We start from the raw sequence: 23,415 nt of genomic DNA on the forward strand, positions 1-23,415 counted from the left end.
ATGAAGGGCAGCGCGGGAGGAATGGGCCGCCTCGGATCGAAGAGGTGGGCTTGGGCGGCGCTCACAAAGCGGGGCGGCGTCCTTGAGATCTGGGGCTACCGGGAGCTGATCGGCCGCCTGGTGCAGCGTGAGCTGGGCTCGCGCTACAAGCGATCGGTGCTGGGCTGGCTGTGGTCGATGCTCAACCCGGCGGCCACCTTGGCCATCTACGCCCTGGTCTTCGGTGTGCTGTTGAAGTTCGACCCCCCTCGGGCCGGCAACGGCCGCTTCGACAATTTCGCCCTCTACCTGTTTTGCGCCCTGGTCATGTGGAACGCCTTCTACGGGGTGATCACCGGGGCCATGAGCGCGTTGTTGGATCTGGGCTCGCTGCTGGGCAAGGTGTACTTCCCCCCGGAGGCCCCGGCCGTCGCCGCCCTGTTCACCGTGCTGTTCCAAGCGGCCATCGAGGCGTCGATCCTGATGCTGATCCTCATCTGTCTGGTCAACGTGAGCTGGACCTTTTTGCTGTGGCCCGTTCTCCTGGTGTTCTTGTCGATCTTCGCCCTGGGGATCGGTCTGATGCTCAGCGTGTGGAACGTGCGCTATCGGGACGTGGGCTACCTGTCCACCATAGCCCTGCAATTTCTCTTCTACGTGACGCCGATCGTCTATCCGCTGTCGTTGATCCCCGAGCGGGCCATGGGGCTGCCGGTGCGCGACATCATCCGGCTGAACCCGCTGTCGCAGTTCACCGAAGCCTCCCGAGAGCTGTTATACGGGCTGGATTGGCCCGGTGTGCTTCGATTGGGGCTCATGGCGCTGATCTCGCTGGCGGTGGGCGCGGGCGGCTGGCTGATGTTCAAGGTCCGAACCCGCGACATCGCCGAGGAGTTGTAGGCAATGGGCGAGAATGCGGTGGTCGTGGAGGGCGTGTCCAAGCGCTTCCGGCTGACCTTGGACCGGCCCCTCAGCCTGAAGGAAGCGTGGACCGGGCTGCGCCCCGGATCGGGCCGACCGTTCCGCCGGGTGCGCAGCGAGCCGTTCTGGGCGCTTCAAGACATCAGCTTGGAGGTGCCCCGAGGCTCGATGTACGGGCTGGTGGGACGCAACGGCTCGGGAAAGTCCACCCTGTTGCGGGTTATGGCCGGAATCTACCAGCCCACCGAGGGCCGGGTGGAGATGCAGGGCCGGACGTCGGCCCTCTTGGAGCTGGGGGCGGGCTTCCACCCCGCTTTGAGCGGTCGGGAGAACATCTACCTCAACGCCTCGGTGCTGGGGGTGCCCAAGGCCCAGATCGACGACCGTGTTGAGCAGATCGTGGAGTTCGCCGGGTTGGAGGAGTTCATCGACAGCCCGGTGAAGATCTACTCCAGCGGCATGTACGTGAGGCTGGGCTTCGCGGTTGCCGTCCACGTCGACCCCGAGATCCTCATCGTCGACGAGGTGGTGGCGGTGGGCGACGAGGAGTTCCAGCTTCGCTGCTTCAGCCACTTGGAGTCGCTGCGGTCCCAAGGGGTGACCATCGTGCTGGTGAGCCACGACCTGGGGATGCTGCGGGCCAACTGCGACCAGATGGCCTGGCTGAACCGCGGGGCGCTGGCCGCGGTGGGCGATCCCCAGGAGGTGGTCAACGCCTACCTCGACACCATCGACACCGAGGGGGCCGCCTCGGTGGGCCACCGTCCCCGCTCCGACGCCGAGGGGGACACCCCGCTGCGCATCACCAACCTGGAGTTCTTCGATGGGGCCGGCCATCGCCCCAAGTCGTTCGCTTCGGGAGACCCGCTGGTGGTGCGCATCCACTACTCCGCTTCCCAGCCCATCGAAGACCCGGTGTTCTCACTGGGGTTCTACGACCACAACAACCTCCATCTGGCCGGACCCCGCTCCCATGCCGGCGGGTTCCGACCCGGCAAGGTGGACGGTGAGGGATGGGTGGAGTTTCGCCTCAACCGCATCCCGTTCCGCTCGGGGGCGTTTCACGTCAACGCCGCCGTGCAGGACTCCGACGCCTCGTTTCTCTATGACCGCCGAGCCCGGGAATTCTGGCTCCAGATTTCCGGTGAGCCCGACCCGCAGGCCAACGGGCTGTTGAACCTGGAGGGCGACTGGCGGGCCGGAGCCTGAGCCGATCAGGGATGTGCCGATGAGCTCTGAGCCTTTGCCCATCACCATGATCGGCGACTCGCTTCCCTATGCCGACGGGGCTGAGGACGAGTTGCTGGCCGTGCTGCGAACGGCGCGGGACCGCCGTGTGGGATCGGATGAGCTGGCGTCTGCAATCCACGACTGGCCCACTGCCTATCACCTGGCGCCGGAGCGGGCCGTTCTGTTGGCGCCGGTGGCCATCGGATCTGGTGACCGGGTACTGGACGTAGGGGCGGGCTCGGGGGTCAACACCCGGATCTGTGCCGACCGGGGGGCGGCGGTGACCGCCCTTGAGGGCAGCGCAGCCCGAGCCGAGCTGATTGCCCATCGCTGTGCCGGACTTCAGGACGTGGATGTTCTGTGCGGACCGCTGGACGCGCTGGGCGACGGCGAGCGCGAGGCCTACGACGTGGTTCTGTTGGTGGGGGTGCTGGAATATGCCGGCACCCCCCACGGCGGGGGAGGCGGGCCCGCGGCCCTACTCAGCCGGGCGGTGGAAGTCCTTGCTCCCGGCGGTGTTGTGGTGTTGGCCATTGAGAACCGGCTCGGACTCAAGTACCTGCTGGGATTTCCCGAAGACCATCTGGGGCTGCCCTGGGTGGGCTGGGAGGGCTATCGCGACGGGGAGCCCACCACCTGGTCGCGGCGGGAGCTGACCGAGATGATGGCCGACGCCGGGTTGGAAGCCCAGAAGTGGCTGTACCCGTTTCCCGACTACAAGCTGCCCACCGCGGTGCTGGCCGAGGAGATCTATGGCCAGTCCGATGGGGCCGACATGGTCGACCAGATTGTGGGCCATCCCACCAGCAGCGAATATGCCCGTCCGGTGGTGGTTGCCGATGAGCGGGCCGCCCACCGATCGCTGCTGACGGCGGGCTTGGGGCCCGATGTGGCCAACTCTTTTCTGGTTGTCGCCGGTCGGAGTCCAGAAGCGGTGGCAGAGCGGGTTGACCAGCGGGCGCTGGCCTGGCGGGTGGCCCCGGATCGACGGCGGCGCTGGAGACAGCAGGCCGTGGTGGTGGATTCGGACCAGGGTCTGGTGGTGAGGCGCAGTCTGCTGGATGAAGACAGGGCCGGTGATCTCGACGGGTGGCTCGGGCAGGTGGAGGTGTCCGAGGAGCCCTACTACCCGGGCCGGAACCTCGAGCAGTGTCTTCTGGACTGCGCCCGGGAGGGCGATGGGGACGGATTCGCCGAGCTGTTGCGGGCCTGGCGGGCCGAGCTGGCTGCTCGGGAGACTCCGATCGACTCGGTTGCCGCGCCCCACCCCTATCTGCCGGCCGATGCCGACTGGGCGCTGCCCCCGGTGTGGCTGGATTCCGGGCCTGACAACTTTGTGATGACTGCCGACGGCCCCAAGTTCGTGGACCGGGAATGGGTGGCCGCCGGAGGAGTGGATGTTCGGCTGGCGGTGGTCAGAGGACTGTGGAAGACCGTCTCCGCCATGCTGAGCGCCCGCTGCCATCTGCCCTGGCCGGTGACCTGGAGCAACAACCGCCTGGTGGCCCATCTCGGTGGACTGATCGGCGAAGACATCGACGACGACCTGCTCAGCCGGTGGAGGCAAGCCGAGGGCGAGCTGATGGGTCTGGTCTACCGCCAGCCGGCGGCGAGGCTGGCTGAACTGCACGATGCGGGGTCCCGGTCCCGGATGGACCGGCTGGGATCGTCGCTGGCCCCCTACCGCCGCATGGAGCACTTGGTCCACCGGCAACAGGAACTACTGGCCCAGCTATCCGAGCAGCACGAGACGGCGGTGGGTTTGGAGCAGGCCCGTGCTCGACTGGCGCAAGCCGACGACCAGTTGACGCGGCTCCAGTCCGAGCTGGCCGAGGCCCAGGCCCGATTGGCCCAGGTGGCGTGGCGGGAGCGAGTCCACAACAAGATCGCCGGGTTGATAAGGGGCTTCGGCCGGCGCTGAGGCTGCCCGCCGGATCAGCCTCCCACTTCCACCAGGTCTTTGAGGGCGATCCACATCTGCTCGCGGGTGACGGAGGATCAGCCTCCCACTTCCACCAGGTCTTTGAGGGCGATCCACATCTGCTCGCGGGTGACGGAGGATCAGCCTCCCACTTCCACCAGGTCTTTGAGGGCGATCCACATCTGCTCGCGGGTGACGGAGATGTCGAACCGCTGGGCCGACTTGACGCCGCGGTCGCGCAGGCTCTGGCGAAGCTGACCGTCGCTCAGCACTCGGTGGAGGGCCAGGGCCATGGTCACGGGCCGCTTGTCGCGTATCACGACGCCGGCATCCTGGACCGTCTCGGCCACCGCGGCCGCGTCGTAAGCCACCACGGGCAGGCCGTTGGCCATGGCCTCGACCAGGGGCACTCCGAAGCCTTCGTGCTCGGATGTGCAGGCCAGCACATCGGACAGCTGGTACCACTGGAGGAGGTTCTTGTCGGATACCTTGCCGGCGAACACCACCCGACCGTGCACGCCGAGGCGGCGAGCGAGGCTCTTCAAAGAGTGCAGGTATTGGGGAGGAGAGGCTTGTCCAACGAGCACCAGCCTGGCCTCGGGGCGGAACCGCGACAGCACCGCGAAGGCGGCGATGAGATCGTGCTGGCACTTGTTGGGGGCCAGCCGGCCGACGAACAGTACGGTCCCTCCGCCGTCGATGTCGGTGCTGTCGCCCGGCTCAGACGGCGGCACGCCGCTGCCCAGCTTCCACAGCACGGGGGCGACCACCACGTCGTCGATGCCCAAGTCCCTCAGTTCCCGGGCGTTGAACTCCGAGTCGGCGATCCCTCGACGGGTCAGCCGGGCCAGTTGGCCGAGCTGCTGGCGTCCTCGCTGAACGCTCTTGGCCAGTTCGGGCTGCCACGACTGGAAGTAACTGGCCGGGGTGATGTTGTGGTAGTTGAGCACTACCGGCGTCTTCTTCCGGATCACGAACTGAGCGACCTCCGACCCGATGGAGTGCTGGAGAATCGAGACCCGGGCGTCGCCCCTCCACTTCTCGACCGACAGATCGCTTCCGTCGGACCGGCTCTTGCGCTCTACCACGACACGAGTCTCAAATCCCCTCTCCTCGAGGAGTTGCTGGATCAGCCGGGTGTGGTTGCTGGTGGCGTCTCCCGTGGCCATCTGCGGGATCAACAGGTCGACGGTGGGGTTCATAGCTGATCCGGCTTGGCTGTGCGCTGGGCGACGACGATCTCGGTGATGCGGGAGTCGGAGCAGGGCTCCAGGCTGGCGTCGAAGCCGGCCTGTTCCAACAGATGCCGCCAGGTGACCGGCGAGATGCCCAGCCCCGAGCCCAGCTCGGCATCAACCCGGGCCCGGGTTGCGGGGTCGGCCACTGCCACCACGATCCGGCCGGTTTTCTTCAGCTTCAGGCTGGCCTGGTTGACCATTCCGACCAGGTCTCTGAGCGGGAGGGTCTCCACAAACCCGGTGAGCACAATCGTGCCGAATTCCCCGTCCTCAGCGCCCACCAGATGGGGGAGCACGCCGCCCGCTCGAATGTCGATGCGACGGCGGAGTCCGGTGAGGACCCGGTCGGGGTCTTGTTCGACGCCGTGGGCACTGATGCCCCGCTCGCTGATGGCCTCGACGATGGCGCCTTCCCCCCCGGACAGCACCAGACACGGCCCCGAGCCCGCCAAGCCGGCGACTTGGGACACCACCTCGTCCGATGGCTCAGGAGGACTGCTGAGAACACCGAAGCCGGCCGGAACGGTGCCGTCGCCCAGATAGCCGGCAGCGCCTTCCAGGCGGCCCAGTCGGGTTTCGACGTTGCGCAGGTGCCGGATCAGCACTCCGGCGAACACGTTGAACTGGTCGGTGAGAAAGCGGGCATACCAGTAGGACAGCTTGCGGATCAGCCACTTGACGCCGCGGAGTCCCCGGCGCGATCCGATCGGGACATGGGGGTCGAGCGCGGCCAGATTGGCGGCCTGGTTCAAGAAATCGCCGTCTTCGTCGATGACGTGCAGAGAAGACTCGGACTCGGCGATGTCGGCCCAAGCCTGCTCTATGTCGTGTTCAAGCTGGGCGATCTCCCGGTCTTGGCGGCGGCGCTTGTCGGCATCAGCCTCGATCTCTGCGCCGACCTGCCTGAGGTCAAGCTCGCTCATGCCGGCCCGATCCTGGGACTAGACGGCGAGCAAGCCGGATGATGGCCGGTCGGGCCAAGTCCTCGTGCAACCGGAGGTTCTCGGCCTCGAGCTCGGCGATGCGGGCGTCCTTCTCGTCGGCGCTGGCGTCCTTCTCGGCCATGCGCAGGTCCCGCTCGGCGATACGGGCATCTCGTTCGCCTATGCGGGTGTCCCGCTCGGCCACCCGGTTTTTCCACTCCTCTATGCGGGTGTCCCGCTCGGCCACCCGGCCTTCCAGTTCGGCAATCTGGTCGTCTTGGTGGGCGATGCGGTTCGTTAGGAACTGGTTGCGCGCTTCGGCTCCGAGGGCCCGGTCGCGCTGGTTGAGGAGTTCATGGCGGAGCTGATCGCGATCCTCGCCATCCACCTGATCGGCGGTCATGGCTGAATCGTAGTTGCGGTCGGATTCGGAATTGGCAGGGAGTGGCCCCCTGTGGGGCGGCTCGCCCCAGCGGGCGACGAACCTCTCCCACTCCCAGGATTCGATGACCGGTTCCCGGCTGGCGCTCTCGTGGTGGATGAGGGTGGCGGCGGGCTCCACCACCACCCGCAAGCCCGACCGGATGAGCCGCAGGCACAGATCGACATCGCCGTAGGAGGCGGGGAACTCCAGCGACATCCCGCCCACGGCCAGCAGATCCCGGCGTCGGGCCAGAAAGCAGGCCCCGGTGACGCCGATCACATCGCGAGCCCCGTCGCCGCCGCCCGCGGCGGCTTCGGACTGCTGGCATCCCCGGAACGAGTGGATGGGATGAGCACCGTCGAACTCCATGCCGATGTGCTGGATCGACCGGTCGGGATACAGCAGGGCGGCCCCTACGGCGCCGATGCTCGGATCGCTGAGATGAGCGGCCATTTTTCCCAGCCAGTCGCCGGTTTCTGCCTCTATGTCGTCGTTGAGCATCAGAACCAGCTCGCCGCGGCTGGCCAGCACGCCGCAGTTCACGGCCCGGGAGAAGTCGAAGGGCCCCGGGCCCCGGTGGACAACTCGCAGGTGCAGGCCGGCGGTCTGCTGAGGCGGCTCGCCCTGGAATTCGTCGCCCACCACTACGATCACCTCCGCGGGCGCCGGATCGAGCAGGGAGAGCGTGGCCAGGCAGCGCTGGAGCATGGAGGCGTCGGCGTCAGACTGGAGGTGGCCGGCGCTCGGAATGACGATCGAGGTATTGGCCTGCGAAAGCGGTTGGGAGTCGACCATGAAGCGTGATCGATGCTATCGGCGTGCGGGCCGGGCCGACACCCGGTGCCGCGTGCGGGTTATTCGATAACCGCCACTACGTCGCCGCCGCCCACCGAGTCGCCCTCGGACACCCGGACCTCCGCTATCGTGCCGGACTTCTCGGCACACACGTTGTTCTCCATCTTCATGGCCTCGAGCACCACGATGGGATCGCCGGCCTCCACCGTGTCGCCCGCAGCCACCATCACCTTGACGATGGTGCCCTGCATGGGCACGGTCACCTCACCGCTGCCCGCGCTGCCCCCGCTCTTGCTGGCGGCGGCCCGCTTGGGGCGCTTGGCGCCGCCCGATGCGGGGGCGGCGGATGGGGCAGAGGCGGTCTCCGGCACCCACATCTTCACCGAATAGCGCTGGCCGTTGACCTCCACGTCGATGTCTCGCTGCACCAGGGGCTCGGTGTCGGAGGGGGGGCTGGCCGGGGCGCTCTTGACTCCGGTCAGGTCGAGCGTCTCCTCCACCCACTTGGTGGAGTGGGTGAGGGCGGCGAAATCGGGGTGGGCCAGGATGGCCTTGTCGGCGGGAATGGTGGTGGCCACCCCGCTCACTTCCATCTCGTCGAGGGCCCGCAGGGTGCGGGCAATGGCAGTGGGCCGATCTCGGCCCCAGCAGATCAGCTTGCCCACCAGATTGTCGTAGAACTGGCTGATCTCATCTCCGGCCTCGTACCCCCCGTCCCAACGGGTTCCGTACCCGCTGGGCGCCCGCAGGCCGGTGATCGGCCCCGGTGACGGCAGGAAGGCGCCCTCGGCGGGGTCTTCGGCGTTGATGCGCACTTCGATGGCGTGGCCGGATATCTCGATTTCCTCCTGGGTGAACGGCAGGGGCTCGCCGGAGGCCACCTTGATCTGCTGCTCTACCAGGTCGATCCCGGTGACGAGCTCGGTGGCCGGATGCTCCACTTGGAGGCGGGTGTTCATCTCCAAGTAGTAAAACTGGCCGTCCTCATACAGGAACTCCACCGTGCCGGCGTTCACGTAGTCGCAGCCCTGGGCTACCTTTACCGCGGCCTCGCCCATGGCGGCCAGGACTTCGGGGTCGATGCCGGCCGCGGGGGCCTCCTCGATCAGCTTCTGGTGGCGGCGCTGGGCTGAGCAGTCACGAGTGCCCAGGTACACGCAGTTGCCGTGGCTGTCGGCCAGCACCTGCACCTCCACATGGCGGGGCTGCTCCAGGTAGCGCTCCATGTAGATCTCGTCGCGCCCGAAATAGCTCAGCGCCTCCCGCTGGGCCGACTCTATGGCCTCTTCCACCGCGCTCTCGTCGGCCACCACCTTCATGCCCCGGCCGCCGCCGCCGTAGGCCGCCTTGATGGCCACCGGGTAGCCGTGCTCGGCGCCGAAGGCCCGCACCTGCTCGGGATCGGTGATGAGGTCGGTGGTGCCGGGGACGCCGCTTACCCCTACCCGCTCGGCGGCCTGGCGGGCGGAGATTTTGTCGCCCATGACCTCGATGGCCTCGGGATTGGGGCCGATGAACGCCACCCCCCGGGCGGTGATGGCCCGGGCGAAGTCGGCGTTCTCCGAGAAGAATCCGTAGCCGGGGTGGACGGCGTCGGCGCCGGTGCGCTCGATGACGTCGAGGATGGCCTCGGTGTTGAGGTAGCTCTCGGCTGCGGTCTGGCCGCCGAGGGCATGGGCCTCATCGGCCATGCGAACGTGGAGGGCGCTTCGGTCGAGGTCGGAGTACACCGCCACCGTGGCGATGCCCAACTCCCGGCAGGCCCGGATCACTCGAACGGCGATCTCCCCCCGGTTCGCCACCAATACCTTGGACAACACGGCAATATGGTGGCAGAGAGTCTCGCGATCACGCGAATAATGGCGGGGCGAAATGGGACGGAGCGAAGTGACCGACTTCCAGATTCAGTGGGTGAATGAGACCGGGTCGACGAACGCCGACTTGCTGGCCGCGGCCCGTCAAGGAGCCGAGGCGGATGCGGTATTGGCGGCCGAGTACCAGAGCGCGGGTCGGGCGAGGCGGGGGCGCAGTTGGAGTGCCGCGCCGGAGTCGAGCCTGTTGTTCTCGGTGCTCACCAGGCCCAGGATCGATGTGGCGCGAGCCCACCTGGTGACCACCGCGCTGGCGTTGGGGGCGGTGGAGGCCTGCGATTCGCTGGCCGGGGTGCGCCCCGGTTTGAAATGGCCCAACGACCTGGTGGTGGCCGACCGCAAGCTGGCTGGGGTGCTGGCCGAGTCGGTGGTGACTGGAGATCGGCTGGAGGCCGTGGTGGTGGGCATGGGGCTCAACGTGCGGACCGGAGCAACACCCCCCGAGGTGGCTGACACCGCGGTGGCCTTGGAAGACGTGTGCGGCGCGGCGGTCGATCGCGAGGAGTTGCTGGCCGGGGTATTGGCCGGCTTCTCGCAGTGGATGGACGGAATCGAGATGCCCAGCGGCCAGGCGGCGCTGGTGGCTGCGGCCCGCCGAGAGTCAGCCACCTTGGGCCAGCAAGTGTCGGTGCAGCTTTGCGACGGAAGCGTGCTGGAGGGACTGGCCCAGGATTTGGATGACGGAGGGGCGTTGGTGATGGAAGGCGGGGCCAGGGTTGTGGTGGGCGATGTCGTACACCTGCGTGGCCGGTAGATCTCTTGGGGGAATCGCTAGGGGTCGATCTCCGTGGCCTTGAGGTGGGCGAAGGCGCGGGCCGCGGCTTGAGAGTGAGGGCCGGGGGCAGCGGGAAGAGTATGGCCGTCGACGGCGTGGATGGGGTGAACGTCGCGGGTAGTGGAGGTTAGGAACGCCTCCTCGGCCGCGGCTAGCGCCTCGAGGGGCACGTCTCGCTCGACCGCGCCGGTCAGCTCGATCACGAGCTGGCGGGTGACTCCGGCCAAGCATCCTGAGGCCAGGGTGGGAGTGATGAGCTGGCCATTGTGGGCCAGGAAAACGTTGCTTCCGGTGCCCTCGCAAAGCTGACCCTGGGTGTTGGCGAAGATGGCCTCGCTGGCGCCGGCCGTCTTCGCGTCGGCCAATGCCCGCACGTTGGCTCCGTAGGACACGGTTTTGAGGCCGGCCAGAGGGCCGCGCTCGTTGATGGTCCAGTCCACGGTGGCCACCGCCACGGTGGCGGGCCAGGGGGCTTGGGGAGTGGCGGCCACGGTGGCGGTCGGCGGGCTGTCGCCCCGGCTGCTGCCCAATGGCCCGGTGCCGCTGCTGATGGTGACCCGCAGACGACCCTCCTGGAGCCCGTTGGCGTCGGCTACCGCGATCATGGCCTCCCGCAGCACATCGGCGTCGGGAACCGCCACACCCAGGTGCTCGGCCGAGTAGGCCAGCCGCTCCAGGTGGCGGCGAGCGGCGAACGGCATTCCCCGCACAATGACCAGGGTCTCGAATACGGCATCGCCCACCAGCCATCCGTGATCGAAGGGCGAGATCCGGGCCTCGTCCTCCGGAACCAGATCCCCGTTGATCCACACGATGCGGGCCGTCACTAGAGCACGTACTCCCCGGTGGCCACAGCAAGCAGCCGCTTGGCCTTCAGCTCGGTTTCCTGCCATTCGTCTTCGGGGTCGCTGTCGTAGGTGATGCCGCCTCCGGTGCCGAGATGGAGGTGCTCCTCTTCGATCCACAAGGTGCGGATGGCCACGTTCAAATCGCCCCGCTGGCGGTCGGCGTCCACCCATCCCACCGCGCCGCAGTACACCCCCCGCGGTTGCGGCTCCAACGCATCGATGGCGTTGAGGGCGGCCAGCTTGGGAGCGCCGGTTACCGACCCCGGGGGGAAGGTGGCGTCGATCAACTCCGGCCATCCGCAGCCGCGGGCCAGTCGCCCCCGCACGGTGCTCACCAGATGCACCAGGCCGGGGTGATGCTCCAGGGAGAACAGGGCGGGCACGCTCACCGTGCCGTAGTCGCACACCCGGCCCAAGTCGTTGCGTACCAGATCGACGATCATGAGGTTCTCGGCCTGGTCCTTGGGGGTCAGCCCCGATGGGTGGGCGGCGGTGCCCTTGATGGGAGACGATTCCACCCATCGACCGTTGCGCACCAAGAAGCGCTCGGGCGAGGCCGAGGCAATGTGTACGCCGTGGTCGGGCAGGCGCAGCACGGCGGCATATGGTGCGGGGTTCCCTTCAGCCAACGCTGCCCCCAACGCGGCGATGTCGGTGTCGGGATCGATGAGCGGTGCGCTCAGGTGGCGGGTGAGGTTCACCTGGTAGACGTCGCCGGCGGCGATCATCTCCCGGATAGCCGAAACCCCGGAGGTGAAATCGGATTGGCTGAGCGAGCTTCTCCAGGTGTCGGCCGGGATCCCCTTCCAGGGACGGCCCTTCCAGGGTCGGGCCGGGCGAACCGAGTCGAAGCGGGCGCACACTGCTTTGCCGTGGAAATCTATGGCCACCGCCCAAAAGCCCTTGGACTCCAATGCCCCTAAATCGTCGGTGACGTCGGCCAACCTGGAACACAGATGGTGTCCCACCACGGCCACAGCCGCCACCTCCATCGGGTGCAGTGTACTTAGCGGCGAGGCGCGTGGGGTTTCGCATTCGCCAAATCCCAGCAACCGCTGAGACAAGCAGTAGCGCGACAAGATTGCTGGCGCTCGCTCTTACACTGGCGGGTAATGAGGCGCGGTCGTCGGCGCGGAGTACGCAGGAGAACTTTGTGGCAGCTCATGGTGGTGCTGTTCGGGCTGCTGGTGTTTGTGGCCGCGGTGGGCGGGGCGGTTGGTCTGGGCATGGTGAAGTCGCAGGTGAGCCAGATTCCCCGGGTGTCGGTGGGGCTGTCGCTGGACCTGGTGGGAGCGCCGGTGAACTTGGTGGGGGCATCGGAGGGAATCTCGGCCGACCCCGCGGAGCAACCCAGCGCAGGAGCCTTGAATTTTCTCCTGGTGGGGATCGACAACGCCGCCGGAATCGACCCTGATAGCCCTATCCACATCGATCGGGACGTCAACTCGCTGCTGACCGACTCGGTGATCCTGGTACGCATCGACCCCGAGGCCGACCGGGTGGCCATGTTGTCGATTCCCCGCGACCTCTGGGTGCCGATTGCCGACAGGGGATGGAGCGAGCGGGTGAACGCCGCCCGGGGCATCGGCGGGCCCGCGGCCTTGATCGAGACGGTGTCGGAATACCTCGGGGTGCCCATTCACCACTACGTGGAGATCAACTTCGCCGGATTCCTGCGAATCGTGAACACAGTGGACGGGGTACCGGTGGAGATCGCCCAGCCCATCCGAGACGACTCGCTGGGATTGCGGATCGAGCAGACGGGCGTGATCACCCTCGATGCCGACACCGCGCTGGCCTATGTGCGAACCCGCCGACCGCTGACGGTGGCCCCGGGGGGCAATCCGGCCAATGACGACGACTGGGTGCGGCTTGGCGTGTGGAACGACTTGGAGCGCAACCAGCGCCAGCAGGAGTTCATGGTGGCCACCCTCAAGCGGGCGGTGGAGAAGGGCATCCGCAATCCGCTCAACCTGCGGCGGGTGGCCAGCGATCTTCTCGATGACGACAATCCCAGCATCACGCTCGATGATCGCATCACGGTAGGCCGGCTTGTAGATCTGGGTGACGAGTTCCGGTCGTTCTCCGTGGACCAAATAGAGCGGTACAAGCTGCCGGTGGTTGATGCCACCATTGACGGCAAACAGGTGCTGCTGCTGGAAAACGACGCCCAGTCGGTGCTGGAGTTCTTCCGGGCCGGGAGCCTGGCCAGTGTGCGGGTGCGGATCCTCAACGGCACCTCGTCGGGCACCGTGGCCGGAGTGGAGGCGGAGTTGGAACGGGTCGGGTTCTCGGTGGTGGACCGGGGCAACGCCGACCGGTTCGATGTGGCCAGAACCGCTATCCGCCACACCGAGGCTGCCGCGGAACAGGCGACGACCCTGGCCCGCTTCATCGAGCCCGCGCCGCTTCTGGAGCAGGTGATGGGAATCGACGGCGCTGATGTGGAGCTAGTGGTGGGTGTCGACTACCGAGCGGTGTTGGAAAGCCCTCGGGACTCGGCCTCCTGACGGTTGGCCAAGTACCACTCGTAGGTGCGGCGCAACCCCTCAGCGAAGGGGGTGGAGGCCTCGAAGCCGAACAATCTCTTGGCCCGGCTGGGGTCCACGCAGCGGCGGGGCTGGCCGTCGGGTCGGGAGGAATTCCACTCGATCCGGCCGGTGAAACCGGTGACTTCAGCCACATCCTCCACGAGCTCTTTGACCGCAATCTCCTGGTTTGCCCCCAAGTTGACCGGCTCTGCCCCCCGGTAGTGCTCGGCCGCCAACAGGATGCCCTTGGCGGCGTCGTCCACATAGAGGAACTCCCGGCTGGCCGTGCCCGTGCCCCAGACCTCGATGCTGTCTTGGCCGGCTTCTATGGCATCGACGCACTTCTTGATGAGCGCGGGGATCACATGGGATGCCGATGGGTGGAACTTGTCGCCCGGGCCATAGAGGTTGGTGGGCATCAGATATATGCCCTGCTGGCCATATTGCTCGCGGTTGGCCTGAAGTTGCACGAGCTGGGCCAGCTTGGCCACTCCATAGGGGGCGTTGGTCTCCTCGGGGTAGCCGGTCCACAGTGAGTCTTCGGAGAATGGCACCTTTGTGTACTTCGGGTACGAGCAGATGGTGCCCACCACAACGAGGCGATCGGTCTGTGCCAATCGGCACTGCTCGATGACGTTGGTGCCCATCAGCAGGTTGTGGAGGTAGAGATCGGCGGGCCTCTCCTGGTTGGCGCCGATGCCCCCGACCCGGGCAGCCAGGTGAATCACTGCATCGGGCTGGATGTCGGCGAGCAGCCTCTGCGTATCTGTAGTACTGCGCAGGTCGTAGTCGGCGCTGGACGGGGCGGCCAGCAAGGCGGGCTCGGCCTGGTTGAGCAGTCGGCAAACCGCCTGGCCCAAGAACCCGGTGCCTCCGGTGACCAGAACCCGCTTGCCTGCCCAGAAGCCGCTCATCGGTTCTCAGACTAGTGGTCCGCGGCGTGCTTGTTGGGTTCGGGCTGGCAGAATCGGGGCAGTGCGAGTGGCGATCACGCTGGAGCAGTGCTGGCATCGGGTGCCGGGGGGAACGGCGACGGCCGCGCTCGGGTGTGTAGAGGCTCTGGGGCGGCTGTCGGCGCCTCCCGAGATGGTGGGGGTTTCGGCCTGGCACCGGAGTCCTCCTGAAGAGCCGTTCGCTCCCGGAATCCCCGTGGCTGCTCTGCCGATGCCTCGGGTCGGGCTGTACTGGTGCTGGCACCACATGCGTCGGCCTTCCGTTCCGAGGGCGGTCGGCCGGGTGGACGCCATTCACGCCACCGGCATGGCGGTGCCCCCTCGGACTGCTCCGTTGGCGGTGACGGTCAACGATTTGGCGTTCTTGCGCCATCCCGACCACTTCACGCCACGAGGCCTGCGGTTTTTTGCTCAGTCCCTGAACTTGACTCGCGACGAAGCCGACATCGTGGTGTGCCCGTCGCAGCACACGGCAGATGACTGCGTGCGGGCCGGGATCGACGCCGACCGGGTGCGCGTCGTTCCGTACTGGGCTGATGACCGCTTGGTGCCGTTACCGGAGGCCGAGGAAGTGCGACAGCGATTTCAGCTGGCCGACAGGTTCGTGCTCTGGGTGGGGACGGAAGAGCCCCGCAAGAACTTGGCCGGCTTGTTGGAGGCGTGGCAGTTGCTGGGTCAAAGGGCTGAGGAGTTGGTGTTGGTGGGTCCGACGGGGTGGAAGTCGAACCTCGACCGCGATCTGGCTGCGTCGAAGTCAAAGCTGGACGGGGCCCTGGCTTCCTCGGGGCCGCGGATTCGCCGTTTGGGGTTTGTGGCCGAGGCCGACAAGCGGGCGCTGATGAGGGCCGCCCAGGCGGTGTGTTATCCGAGCCTGACCGAGGGCTTCGGTCTGCCGGTGCTGGAGGCGATGGTGCAGGAGACGCCGGTGGTGACGTCGGCGACGGGGTCCACTGCCGAGGTGGCCGGTGAGGCGGGAGTGCTGGTGGATCCCACTCGGCCGGAGGAGATCGCCGACGCCCTGGCCGGTGTTCTCGACGACGAGGCTTCTGCGGCTTGTCTGGGCTCACAGGGCCGAGAGCGGGCGCTGACTGAGTTCACCTGGAAGCGCACTGCAGAGGGGCTGTTGGATGTCTATCGGGAGCTGGCTGGCTAATGGGCTCGGATGCCTTGCCTGACTCGACGGTGCACGTGGGCGTGAACCTGTTGTGGCTGCGGCCGGGCAGGGTAGGGGGCACCGAGGACTACGCGGTCAGGATGCTCTCGGCCATCCCTTCGGATTCTTCGGTGCGTTTGACCTTGTTCGGCCCGCCTGGCTTTGCCGAGGCCCACCCGGCGCTGGCGGAGCGCCACGAGGTGGTGAAATCACCGGTGGGCAAGAGCCGACCGCTACGGGTGCTGATGGAGAACTCCTGGCTGGCAGTGCAATGTCGCCGCCGGGGAATCGCATTGGTCCACCATTTTGGGGGAACCGTGCCCTGGATGGGCATGCGCCCGGCAATCGTGACCGTTCACGATTTGCAGCCGTTGGACCATCCCAAGCGCTTCAGTTTGATCAAGCGGCTGTACTTGAAGACCATGCTGCCGCGGTCGGTGCGCGGGGCAGAGGTGGTTGTGACCGTGAGCGAGTTTTGCCGGAGTCGCCTTGTGGAGCGCCTCGGCGTTGACCCCGAGCGGGTAGTGGTGCTCCCCGCACCGGTGGACGCTTCCTCGGGTGATTCGGAAATGCCGCTGGCCGCGGCAGAGCCGGACTTGTCCCACCCATTCGTGCTCTATCCGGCCGTGGCCTACCCCCACAAGAACCACGAGGTGTTGCTGAGGGCGTTGGCCCGGCTGGCCGCCGATGGGGTGGATGTGGCGCTGGTGGCCTCGGGAGGGCCCGGCCCGCGTGACGCCAAGCTGGACCATCTGGCCCACGAGCTGGGGGTGGGGAGCAAATGGCACCGGCTGGGCCGTATACCCAGAGCAGTGCTCGACGGCCTGTTCCGGCAGGCAGTGGCCATGGTTTTCCCGTCTCGTTATGAGGGCTACGGCCTTCCGGTGGTTGAGGCCATGGCCCGTGGTTGCCCGGTGGTGGCCGCCGATGCAGGGGCGCTACCGGAGGTGGTGGGAGCGGGCGGGCGACTTCTGGACCCTGACGACGAGGCCCATTGGGCTGCCGCCATCGGCAAGCTGGTGGTTGATGCCGATGCCCGTCACGAGTTGAGCGCGGCGGGCAGGTCCAGAGTTCGGGAGCTGGCCGACCTCGACCCGGGGGCAGAGCTCTGCGGCCTGTACGCCAAGGTGGCGGGATGACGGAGCCGCTCTCGATCCTGGTGCTTTGTCCGCACTATGCGCCCGACACCGCTCCCACCGGGGAGGTGATGACCGCCATCTGCGAGCAGTGGACGGCCCGGGGCCACCGGGTGGAGGTCATCACCAGCCTCCCGTGGTATCGAGACCATGCGGTGGCAGGCGGATGGGCGGGGCGGCTGGTGCGCACCCAGCAGGAGCCGTGGGGTCGGATCAGGCGCTGGCATCCGTTTCCCGCTGACAAGAAGCGGCTGGCGGCCCGGGCGGCGTCGTTTGCCGGGTTCACTGCTCTGGCCGGCGTCGATGCTGTGATGGCGGCGGGCCGCTGCGACGTGGTGTTTGCCATGTCGCCCCCGCTCACGCTGGGCGCCGCGGGGTGGGCGGCCGCCTGGCGGGGCCGGGCACCCCTGGTGTTCAACGTGCAAGACGTGTTTCCCGACGCGGCGGTGGACACCGGTGTCTTGCAGAACGCCAGGGTGGTGGCCGCGGCCAGCCGGCTGGAGCGCTGGGTGTATCGGCGGGCCGCGGTCGTGACCGTGCTGTCGGAGGGAATGGCCGCCAACGTGCGGGCCAAGCTGGCCCCCGGGGTCGACCCGGACAAAGTGGTGGTGATCCCCAATGCGGCTGACGCAGACCGCATCACCCCGTCGGATCGGCACAACCGGTATCGGGCCGAGTTGGGGCTGGGCGACGGCGAAGCCACCGTGGTGATGTACGCCGGGAATCTGGGCCACTCCCAACCCTTGGAGCTGGTGATTGCAGCCGCCGAACAGCTCGCGGGCCAGGGGCGAACCGACGTGCACTTTGTGGTCAACGGCGACGGCGTGGCCCGTTCGGCAGTGGCGGCCGCGGCCCAGCGCCTCGACACCCTGCACCTGGTGGGCTGGCAGCCGCCCGAGCGGTTGGCGGAAGTGCTGGCGGCCGCTGATCTGCACTTGGTGCTGCTGCGGGCCGGACTCGGAACCACCAGCGTGCCCTCCAAGGTGTACTCGGTGCTGGCCGCAGGCCGCCCGGTGCTGGCCAGCGTGGATCGGGGCAGCGAGGTGGAGAAGCTGCTGGACGCCTCTGGAGCGGGCACCACGGTTGATCCCGAGGACGTCGACGCTTTCTGTGCCGCGGTGGCCCGGATGGCCGATGATCCCGACCGGCTGGTTGACATGGGGCGGCGAGGCCGGGCCTATGCCGAGCAGGCCGCCGGGCTCCAGGAAGTGGCAGGGCAGTACTTGGAGCTGTTCCGGCGGTTGATGCGCTGATCGCACAATCGGGCCGGTAGCCTGTTGAGCCGTGGCAAGAGCCTCTGGTTCTCGAAAGGTGGCGCGGGCCGCGGCGATGGGCGGGGTCGGACAGCAGCGCCGGCTCATCGGCTTTCCCGCCGTGGTGGTGCTCATCATCCTGATCGGCATTGCGGTGGTGGCCATTGCCCGCACCCAGCGCGATGAAGAGGCCCGTCCCGGCCTCAGCGACCACTGGCACTCTGCCTACACGGTGTGGGACTGCACCGACGGCGGCGGAGCCCACCAGCCCATATTCGAGGGCCGGCGAAACAGCCAGGGCTATCCCTACGACCCCGAGGGCATCCACTCCCACGCCGACGGTGTGATCCACATTCACCCGTTCACCGCCAACGCCACTGGCAATGACGCCGTCATGGGCAAGTTCTTCGAGGCGATGTTCGTGAGGATGGACGAGAACGCCATCACCGCCACTGAGTTCGGCGTGATCAGCGCCGTGGATGCGGTATGCGACGGGCAGCCGGCGGTGATACAGATCGTGCGCTGGTCCAATGCGCTCACCGCAATAGCCTCCGAGCCCGACGAGCGGATCTACTCGGACTTCGACAGTGTTCGCTTCAAGAAGGACGGCGAGGCTTTCACCATCGCCCTGGCGCCCCGCGACGCCGTGGTGCCGCTTCCTCCCACCATCAACGATCTGCTCGGAGTGTCGCCATCGCTGGTGGCTGACCTCTCTCAGCCCGAGGGGCCGGTTCAGTTCGACGACAACCTCGGAGAAAACGTCCCGGGCGCCGGGGTGCAAGACCCCTAGTGGACGCGGTTGTTCTGGTCGGCGGCTTCGGCACCCGGCTTCGGCCCCTGACCCTGACTCGGCCCAAACAGATGCTGCCGGTGGTGGACCGGCCCATGATCGAGCACGTGGTGGGAAGGCTCGGACAGCAGGGAATCACCCGAGCGGTGCTCTCGCTGGGGTATCGGCCAGACGCCTTCGAAGCCGCGTATCCCCAGCATCGCTGTGCCGGGGTGGAGATGTTCTACGCAGTGGAGCCCGAGCCCCTGGACACCGCGGGGGCCATCGCCTTCGCCGCCCGCATGGCCGACGTCCAAGACACATTCGTCGCCGTGAACGGCGATGTGATCCACCAGTTTCCCCTAGCTGATCTGTTGGCATTGCATGGCCGGTCCAATGCTCAGGCCACTATTGCCCTGGCGCCGGTGGCCGACCCATCCCGTTTCGGCGTGGTGGTGTGCGAACCCGACGGCCGGGTGCGGGAATTCGTGGAGAAGCCCCCGGCCGACCAGGCCCCCAGCAACCAGATCAGTGTGGGAATCTATGCCTTGGAGCCCACCGCCCTGGACTCGGTGGCCGAAGGCGCCCGGGTATCGATCGAGCGGGAGGTGTTTCCAAGGCTGGTCGAGAAGGCAGGCATGTACGCCTTGGCATGGGACGGGTTCTGGGTGGACACCGGTACCCCGGAGGCCTATCTGGAGGTGCAGCAGGCATTGTCTGATGGCGGCTGGGTCCATTCGTCGGCTGAGGTTGCGGTCGATGCCGTAGTTGAAGACTCGATTGTGATGGAGGCTGCTGTCATTGCCTCTGGGGCCTCGGTGATCGACTCTGCGTTGCTCCCTGGTGCCCGCGTGGGTCGGGGGGCGGTCGTCGAGCGCTCTATCGTGGGCTACAGAGCCGAGATCGGCGCGGGAGCTTGCCTGCGCGATTTGTCGGTGGTGGGGGACGACACCGCGATTCCCTCCGCCGCTGACTTGAAGGGCGAGAGGGTGCCCTAGCGGAACAGGTCTTCGCTAGGGGGGCGGACCAGGTCGGCCTGGATGCTTCCGGGACCGAGCCAATCGGGGTCGGCCCCCCGGATGACGGCTACCGGAACGTTGCTGGTCTTGCCCATGACAAGCTCGGCGGCGGCAGCCAGCTCGTCGACGATGGCCACCTCGGTCACCTGGAGCTCTCGGCCTGAAGCGTCGGGGGTGCCCCGTAAGTCGAGAATGGGGCGGACCCCGGCCACCCCGATGGCTACGTCGGCCACTCCCCGCCGCCACGGCCTCCCGAAGGTGTCGGAGACGATCACCCCGACGTCCAATCCGGTTCTGGCCCTGATCCCGTTTCGGATACGCCGGGCCGAGCGGTCGGAATCGTCGGGCAGGAGCGCGGCGGCGTCCGCGGCCACGTTGGACCGGTCGACCCCGGCGTTGGCGCACACAAATCCATGCTTGGTCTCGCTGATGACGAGATCGCCTCTACGTCGCAGGATCCGTACCGACTCCTGCTCCACCACCGGTTTGTGCGAGAGCGGATCGTTTGGATCGACCGCGACCATGGCGTTCTCGGCTTTGGACACGATCTTTTGGGTGACCACCACAACGTCGCCGTCGGCCAGGTTGGCCGCGTCGGAAATGAGGCTGGCCAAGTCGTCGCCCGCCGTTATCTCCGGCAATCCCTCCACGCCGAATATCTCGAGCTTCATGGCCCCTTGATCCCGGTGCAGTTCAACACTGTGCGGGCCAGTTCTGCGGCAGACTCGACGCCGTCCATGACGGTGGGGGCCACAATGCAGGACACTCCAGTGGCTTCCACCTCGCGGGCAAGGTGGGCGTCGACCTCGTCGATCACCAGGGTGCCGGCCACGTCTTGGTAGAGGCGGGCCACCCCCACCACGGAGCATGCATGGCCGAGCTCTCTCATGAGTCGGTCGGCCGGGCCCTTGAGCGCGGCGCCGCCCACGATGGGCGAAACCGCCACCACCGCATCGCGGCGGGCGGCCACCGCATCCCGTACACCGGGCACCTCCAGCACCGGCCCGATGGACACGATGGGGTTGGAGGGAGCGATGATGATCGAGGCGGCTGAGGCCAGGGTCTCGATGAGGCCGGGAGCGGGCTGGGCCTGTTCTGATCCGGCCACCCGGATTGCGGTCACGGGCACGTCGTGGCGACGGCGCACGAAGTAGTCCTGGAAGCCGATCTCACCCTCGTCCGCGGTGGTGACCCGGGTTTCGATGCGGTCGTTGGTAACCGGCAACACACCCAGCTCCAAGCCCCAGGCCGCGGCGATCTCTGCGGTCACGGTGGCCAGGTCGGCCCCCTGGCCGAGTCGATGGGTGCGGTAGAGGTGGGTGGCCAGGTCGCGGTCGCCGAGGCGGAACCAGGTGATTCCGCCGTAGCGGTCCAATGCGTCCATGGCCTGCCAGGTCTCCCCGGCCAAGCCCCAGCCGGTGTCGGGGTTGACCGCTCCGGCCAGTGTGTACACCACGGTGTCCAAATCGGGGCTCACGTGGAGGCCGTGGAGCACGGTGTCGTCAGCGGTGTTCACTACCGTGAGCAGGTCGTCGGGCGGGTGAGCCCGCACCAGGCCAGCCAGCAGTTTGGCCGCTCCCACCCCTCCGGCCAGCGTGACCACGCTTGGGGTCAAGAGACTCCTTTGGGCCGGCAATTGGCAGGTCGAATCAAGAAATCCCCTTCAGCTTGCCTTGGAGCAGGTCCAAGTCGGCGTCCACCATCATGGCCACCAGGTCTTGGAATCCGACTTCTCGGTGCCACCCCAGCACCGACGTTGCCCGACTGGGATCGCCCACCAGTATGTCGACCTCGGCCGGACGGAAGAAGGCCTCGTCGATCACCACGAAGTCGCGGTAGTCCATACCCAAGTGGGCGAAGGCCAGTTCGCAGAACTCCCGAACCGAGTGAGTCTCTCCCGAGCACACCACGTAGTCGCCCGGCTCGTTTTGCTGAAGCATCAGCCACATGGCCTTCACGTAGTCGCCGGCGAATCCCCAGTCGCGTTTGGAGTCGAGGTTGCCCAGCCGCAGTTCGCTTTGGCGGCCCAGAAAGATCTCCGCCGCCGCGTGGGTGATCTTGCGGGTCACAAACTCCAGTCCCCGCCGGGGGGATTCGTGGTTGAACAAGATGCCCGAGCTGGCGTGCAGTCCGTAGCTCTCGCGGTAGTTGACGGTGATCCAGTGGCCGTAGACCTTGGCCACCCCATACGGGCTCCGGGGGTAGAAGGGGGTCGCCTCGGTTTGGGGCACCTCCCGTACCTTGCCGAACATCTCACTGCTGGACGCCTGGTAGAAGCGGATGGACGGGTCGACGATGCGGATTGCGTCGAGCAGGCGGGTAACTCCCAAAGCGGTGGTCTCGCCGGTGAGCACCGGCTGGCCGAAGGAGGTTTGCACAAACGACTGGGCGGCCAGGTTGTACACCTCGGCGGGGCGGTGCTGTTGCAAGGCCTCGATGAGGGAGGCCTCGTCGAGCAGGTCGCCGCTCGCAATGGTGATCTGGTTCTGGAGATGGGCGATGCGCTCGAAGCTGACCATGCTGGACCGCCTCACCAAACCCACCACCTCGTAGCCCTTGTCGAGTAGGAACTCAGCGAGATACGAGCCGTCTTGTCCGGTAATGCCTGTGATCAGCGCTCGTCGAGGCCGTTGCTCAGCCATCAGGATCCCGAGCCACTCTGGTGAATGGTGTTTGTGGAGGCCATTGCTCAGCCATCAGGACCACCAGTTTGGCCGGTTTGTCGGCTGCGGGCATCCTCGAGGGTGTCGGCCAGGGTGTCGGCCAAGGCGATTGCCGGTGTCCAGCCGGTGGTCTTTTGGAGTTTGGTGTTGTCGCCTCGCTGCACCGGAAGATCGACGGGGCGGAACAGGCGGTCGTCCTGCTCGAGGGTCATCGGGGTTTCGGCCAGGCTGAGCAGGGTTTCGGCGATGTCGGACACGGCCACATCCCGACCCGAGCACACGTTGTAGGCCTCGCCGGGCTCTCCTTCCACCACCAGGAGTCGGTAGGCCTGGACCACATCGCGCACATCGGTGAAGTCGCGTCGGGCTGTGAGGTTGCCCACCGGGACCGCGGCGTTGCCGGATTGCTCGTTGCGGGCGATGCGGGCAGCCAGCGCGGGGGCAAGGAATCGCTCGCTTTGACCGGGGCCGAGATGGTTGAAGGCCCGGGCTCGTATCACTCCGAGGCCGTGGCCCAAAAAGCCCTGAATGCACACCATTTCGGCCGCGGCTTTGCTCGCGGCGTAAGGGTTGACCGGCCGCAGGGGGGCGTCTTCGGTGATGGGCAAGTGCTCGGGTTCGACCATGCCGTAGATGTCGCTGCTGGTGACCGAGAGGAGCCGCTCGACGCCAGTGCCGATGCAGGCCCGCACCACATGGAGGGTGCCGTCGGCATTGACCTGGAATGTGCCCATCGGGTCGTTCCACGATGCGGCCACATCGCTTTGGCCCGCTAGGTGGTACACCACGTCGGGTTTGGTCTCCGCGATCAGCTCCGACATGGCGCCGGCGTCTTCGACGGGAGGGCTGCCGATTACGCGATCCACCTCGATCACGTCGTCGGCACACGCGTTCAGATGAGCAACGAGGTGAGTTCCGACAAAACCCCGCGATCCGGTGACCAGGGCTCGCATTGCCACGAGTGTGCCATGTGGACCATGGCCATGCCGTACCCGGTCGAGTTGGCGCTGAAG

21 protein-coding genes are annotated in these 23,415 nt (G+C 67.0%); 10 read left to right on the plus strand and 11 right to left on the minus strand.

The features are described 5' to 3' along the window. From ACOQPI_RS09545 to ACOQPI_RS09555, 3 genes are read left to right on the plus strand one after another with little or no spacing between them, the layout of a single operon-like run. Positions 1-879: an ABC transporter permease gene (locus ACOQPI_RS09545; RefSeq protein WP_420619421.1), complete on the plus strand. Its 879-nt coding sequence runs from the start codon at positions 1-3 to the stop codon at positions 877-879. 3 nt (positions 880-882) lie between these two features. Further along, positions 883-2,109 carry an ABC transporter ATP-binding protein gene (locus ACOQPI_RS09550; protein ID WP_420619422.1) on the plus strand — a complete coding sequence of 409 codons (1,227 nt, stop codon included), beginning with the start codon at positions 883-885 and terminating at the stop codon, positions 2,107-2,109. Between the two features lie 19 nt (positions 2,110-2,128). Beyond that, positions 2,129-4,051 carry a methyltransferase domain-containing protein gene (locus ACOQPI_RS09555; RefSeq protein WP_420619423.1) on the plus strand — a complete coding sequence of 641 codons (1,923 nt, stop codon included), beginning with the start codon at positions 2,129-2,131 and terminating at the stop codon, positions 4,049-4,051. 140 nt (positions 4,052-4,191) lie between these two features. Here the strand turns inward: ACOQPI_RS09555 and ACOQPI_RS09560 are convergent, their stop codons facing one another. Genes ACOQPI_RS09560 through ACOQPI_RS09575 form a run of 4 tightly spaced genes read right to left on the minus strand, consistent with a single transcriptional unit; the run spans position 4,192 to position 9,251 of the window. Further along, positions 4,192-5,253, minus strand: coding sequence for a glycosyltransferase (locus ACOQPI_RS09560; RefSeq protein ID WP_420619424.1), 1,062 nt, complete (start codon positions 5,251-5,253; stop codon positions 4,192-4,194). Next, entirely contained in the window at positions 5,250-6,212 is a 963-nt protein-coding gene (locus ACOQPI_RS09565) for a hypothetical protein (RefSeq protein ID WP_420619425.1), read from the minus strand. The genes ACOQPI_RS09560 and ACOQPI_RS09565 overlap by 4 nt, the downstream gene beginning before the upstream one ends. After that, positions 6,199-7,431 (minus strand): glycosyltransferase, encoded by a 1,233-nt coding sequence (locus tag ACOQPI_RS09570; RefSeq protein ID WP_420619426.1) that lies wholly within the window; start codon positions 7,429-7,431, stop codon positions 6,199-6,201. Before ACOQPI_RS09570 ends, ACOQPI_RS09565 begins: the two co-directional genes overlap by 14 nt. Positions 7,432-7,490: 59 nt before the next feature. Next, complete coding sequence (locus ACOQPI_RS09575; RefSeq protein ID WP_420619427.1) at positions 7,491-9,251, minus strand: acetyl/propionyl/methylcrotonyl-CoA carboxylase subunit alpha; 1,761 nt, start codon at positions 9,249-9,251, stop codon at positions 7,491-7,493. A 52-nt stretch (positions 9,252-9,303) separates the two neighbouring features. Between ACOQPI_RS09575 and ACOQPI_RS09580 the strand changes: the two genes are divergently transcribed. Beyond that, on the plus strand, positions 9,304-10,056 hold the full coding sequence (locus tag ACOQPI_RS09580) for a biotin--[acetyl-CoA-carboxylase] ligase (RefSeq protein ID WP_420619428.1): 753 nt from the start codon (positions 9,304-9,306) through the stop codon (positions 10,054-10,056). Between the two features lie 17 nt (positions 10,057-10,073). On the opposite strand, the gene ACOQPI_RS09585 is transcribed toward ACOQPI_RS09580, so the two are convergent. Both ACOQPI_RS09585 and ACOQPI_RS09590 read right to left on the minus strand, forming a co-directional pair. After that, positions 10,074-10,904 (minus strand): aminotransferase class IV, encoded by an 831-nt coding sequence (locus tag ACOQPI_RS09585; protein WP_420619429.1) that lies wholly within the window; start codon positions 10,902-10,904, stop codon positions 10,074-10,076. Beyond that, positions 10,904-11,917, minus strand: a complete 1,014-nt coding sequence (locus tag ACOQPI_RS09590) for an anthranilate synthase component I family protein (RefSeq protein WP_420619430.1) — start codon at positions 11,915-11,917, stop codon at positions 10,904-10,906. The genes ACOQPI_RS09585 and ACOQPI_RS09590 overlap by 1 nt, the downstream gene beginning before the upstream one ends. Before the next feature lie 159 nt (positions 11,918-12,076). On the opposite strand from ACOQPI_RS09590, the gene ACOQPI_RS09595 reads away from it, so the two are divergent. Continuing rightward, positions 12,077-13,435 (plus strand): LCP family protein, encoded by a 1,359-nt coding sequence (locus tag ACOQPI_RS09595; RefSeq protein WP_420619431.1) that lies wholly within the window; start codon positions 12,077-12,079, stop codon positions 13,433-13,435. Here ACOQPI_RS09595 and ACOQPI_RS09600 read toward each other — a convergent pair. Next, positions 13,393-14,370, minus strand: coding sequence for a GDP-L-fucose synthase family protein (locus tag ACOQPI_RS09600; RefSeq protein WP_420619432.1), 978 nt, complete (start codon positions 14,368-14,370; stop codon positions 13,393-13,395). The two genes, ACOQPI_RS09595 and ACOQPI_RS09600, sit on opposite strands and share 43 nt — an antisense overlap. A 61-nt stretch (positions 14,371-14,431) precedes the next feature. Here ACOQPI_RS09600 and ACOQPI_RS09605 point away from each other — a divergent pair, with 61 nt between their 5' ends. The 5 genes from ACOQPI_RS09605 to ACOQPI_RS09625 are packed head-to-tail and all read left to right on the plus strand — an operon-like array spanning position 14,432 to position 19,718. After that, on the plus strand, positions 14,432-15,562 hold the full coding sequence (locus tag ACOQPI_RS09605) for a glycosyltransferase family 4 protein (RefSeq protein ID WP_420619433.1): 1,131 nt from the start codon (positions 14,432-14,434) through the stop codon (positions 15,560-15,562). A gap of 14 nt (positions 15,563-15,576) precedes the next feature. Beyond that, positions 15,577-16,701: a glycosyltransferase family 4 protein gene (locus ACOQPI_RS09610; protein WP_420619434.1), complete on the plus strand. Its 1,125-nt coding sequence runs from the start codon at positions 15,577-15,579 to the stop codon at positions 16,699-16,701. Then, positions 16,698-17,951 (plus strand): glycosyltransferase family 4 protein, encoded by a 1,254-nt coding sequence (locus ACOQPI_RS09615; RefSeq protein WP_420619435.1) that lies wholly within the window; start codon positions 16,698-16,700, stop codon positions 17,949-17,951. Before ACOQPI_RS09610 ends, ACOQPI_RS09615 begins: the two co-directional genes overlap by 4 nt. Before the next feature lie 31 nt (positions 17,952-17,982). Next, positions 17,983-18,741, plus strand: coding sequence for a hypothetical protein (locus ACOQPI_RS09620; RefSeq protein WP_420619436.1), 759 nt, complete (start codon positions 17,983-17,985; stop codon positions 18,739-18,741). After that, positions 18,741-19,718: a sugar phosphate nucleotidyltransferase gene (locus tag ACOQPI_RS09625; RefSeq protein ID WP_420619437.1), complete on the plus strand. Its 978-nt coding sequence runs from the start codon at positions 18,741-18,743 to the stop codon at positions 19,716-19,718. Before ACOQPI_RS09620 ends, ACOQPI_RS09625 begins: the two co-directional genes overlap by 1 nt. Here the strand turns inward: ACOQPI_RS09625 and cofE are convergent. Genes cofE through ACOQPI_RS09645 form a run of 4 tightly spaced genes read right to left on the minus strand, consistent with a single transcriptional unit; the run spans position 19,715 to position 23,355 of the window. After that, positions 19,715-20,410, minus strand: coding sequence for a coenzyme F420-0:L-glutamate ligase (gene cofE / locus ACOQPI_RS09630; RefSeq protein WP_420619438.1), 696 nt, complete (start codon positions 20,408-20,410; stop codon positions 19,715-19,717). The two genes, ACOQPI_RS09625 and cofE, sit on opposite strands and share 4 nt — an antisense overlap. Then, positions 20,407-21,354 carry a 2-phospho-L-lactate transferase gene (gene cofD, locus ACOQPI_RS09635; protein WP_420619439.1) on the minus strand — a complete coding sequence of 316 codons (948 nt, stop codon included), beginning with the start codon at positions 21,352-21,354 and terminating at the stop codon, positions 20,407-20,409. Before cofD ends, cofE begins: the two co-directional genes overlap by 4 nt. A 34-nt stretch (positions 21,355-21,388) precedes the next feature. Next, the gene (gmd, locus tag ACOQPI_RS09640; protein ID WP_420619440.1) at positions 21,389-22,381 is read right to left on the minus strand and encodes a GDP-mannose 4,6-dehydratase; all 993 of its coding nucleotides are present in this window, start codon (positions 22,379-22,381) and stop codon (positions 21,389-21,391) included. Between the two features lie 47 nt (positions 22,382-22,428). Beyond that, positions 22,429-23,355, minus strand: coding sequence for a GDP-mannose 4,6-dehydratase (locus tag ACOQPI_RS09645; RefSeq protein WP_420619441.1), 927 nt, complete (start codon positions 23,353-23,355; stop codon positions 22,429-22,431). Between the last annotated feature and the right edge of the window lie 60 nt (positions 23,356-23,415).

It is taken from the genome of Candidatus Poriferisocius sp. (genome assembly GCF_965219815.1).
Taxonomy (GTDB): domain Bacteria; phylum Actinomycetota; class Acidimicrobiia; order Acidimicrobiales; family Bin134; genus Poriferisocius.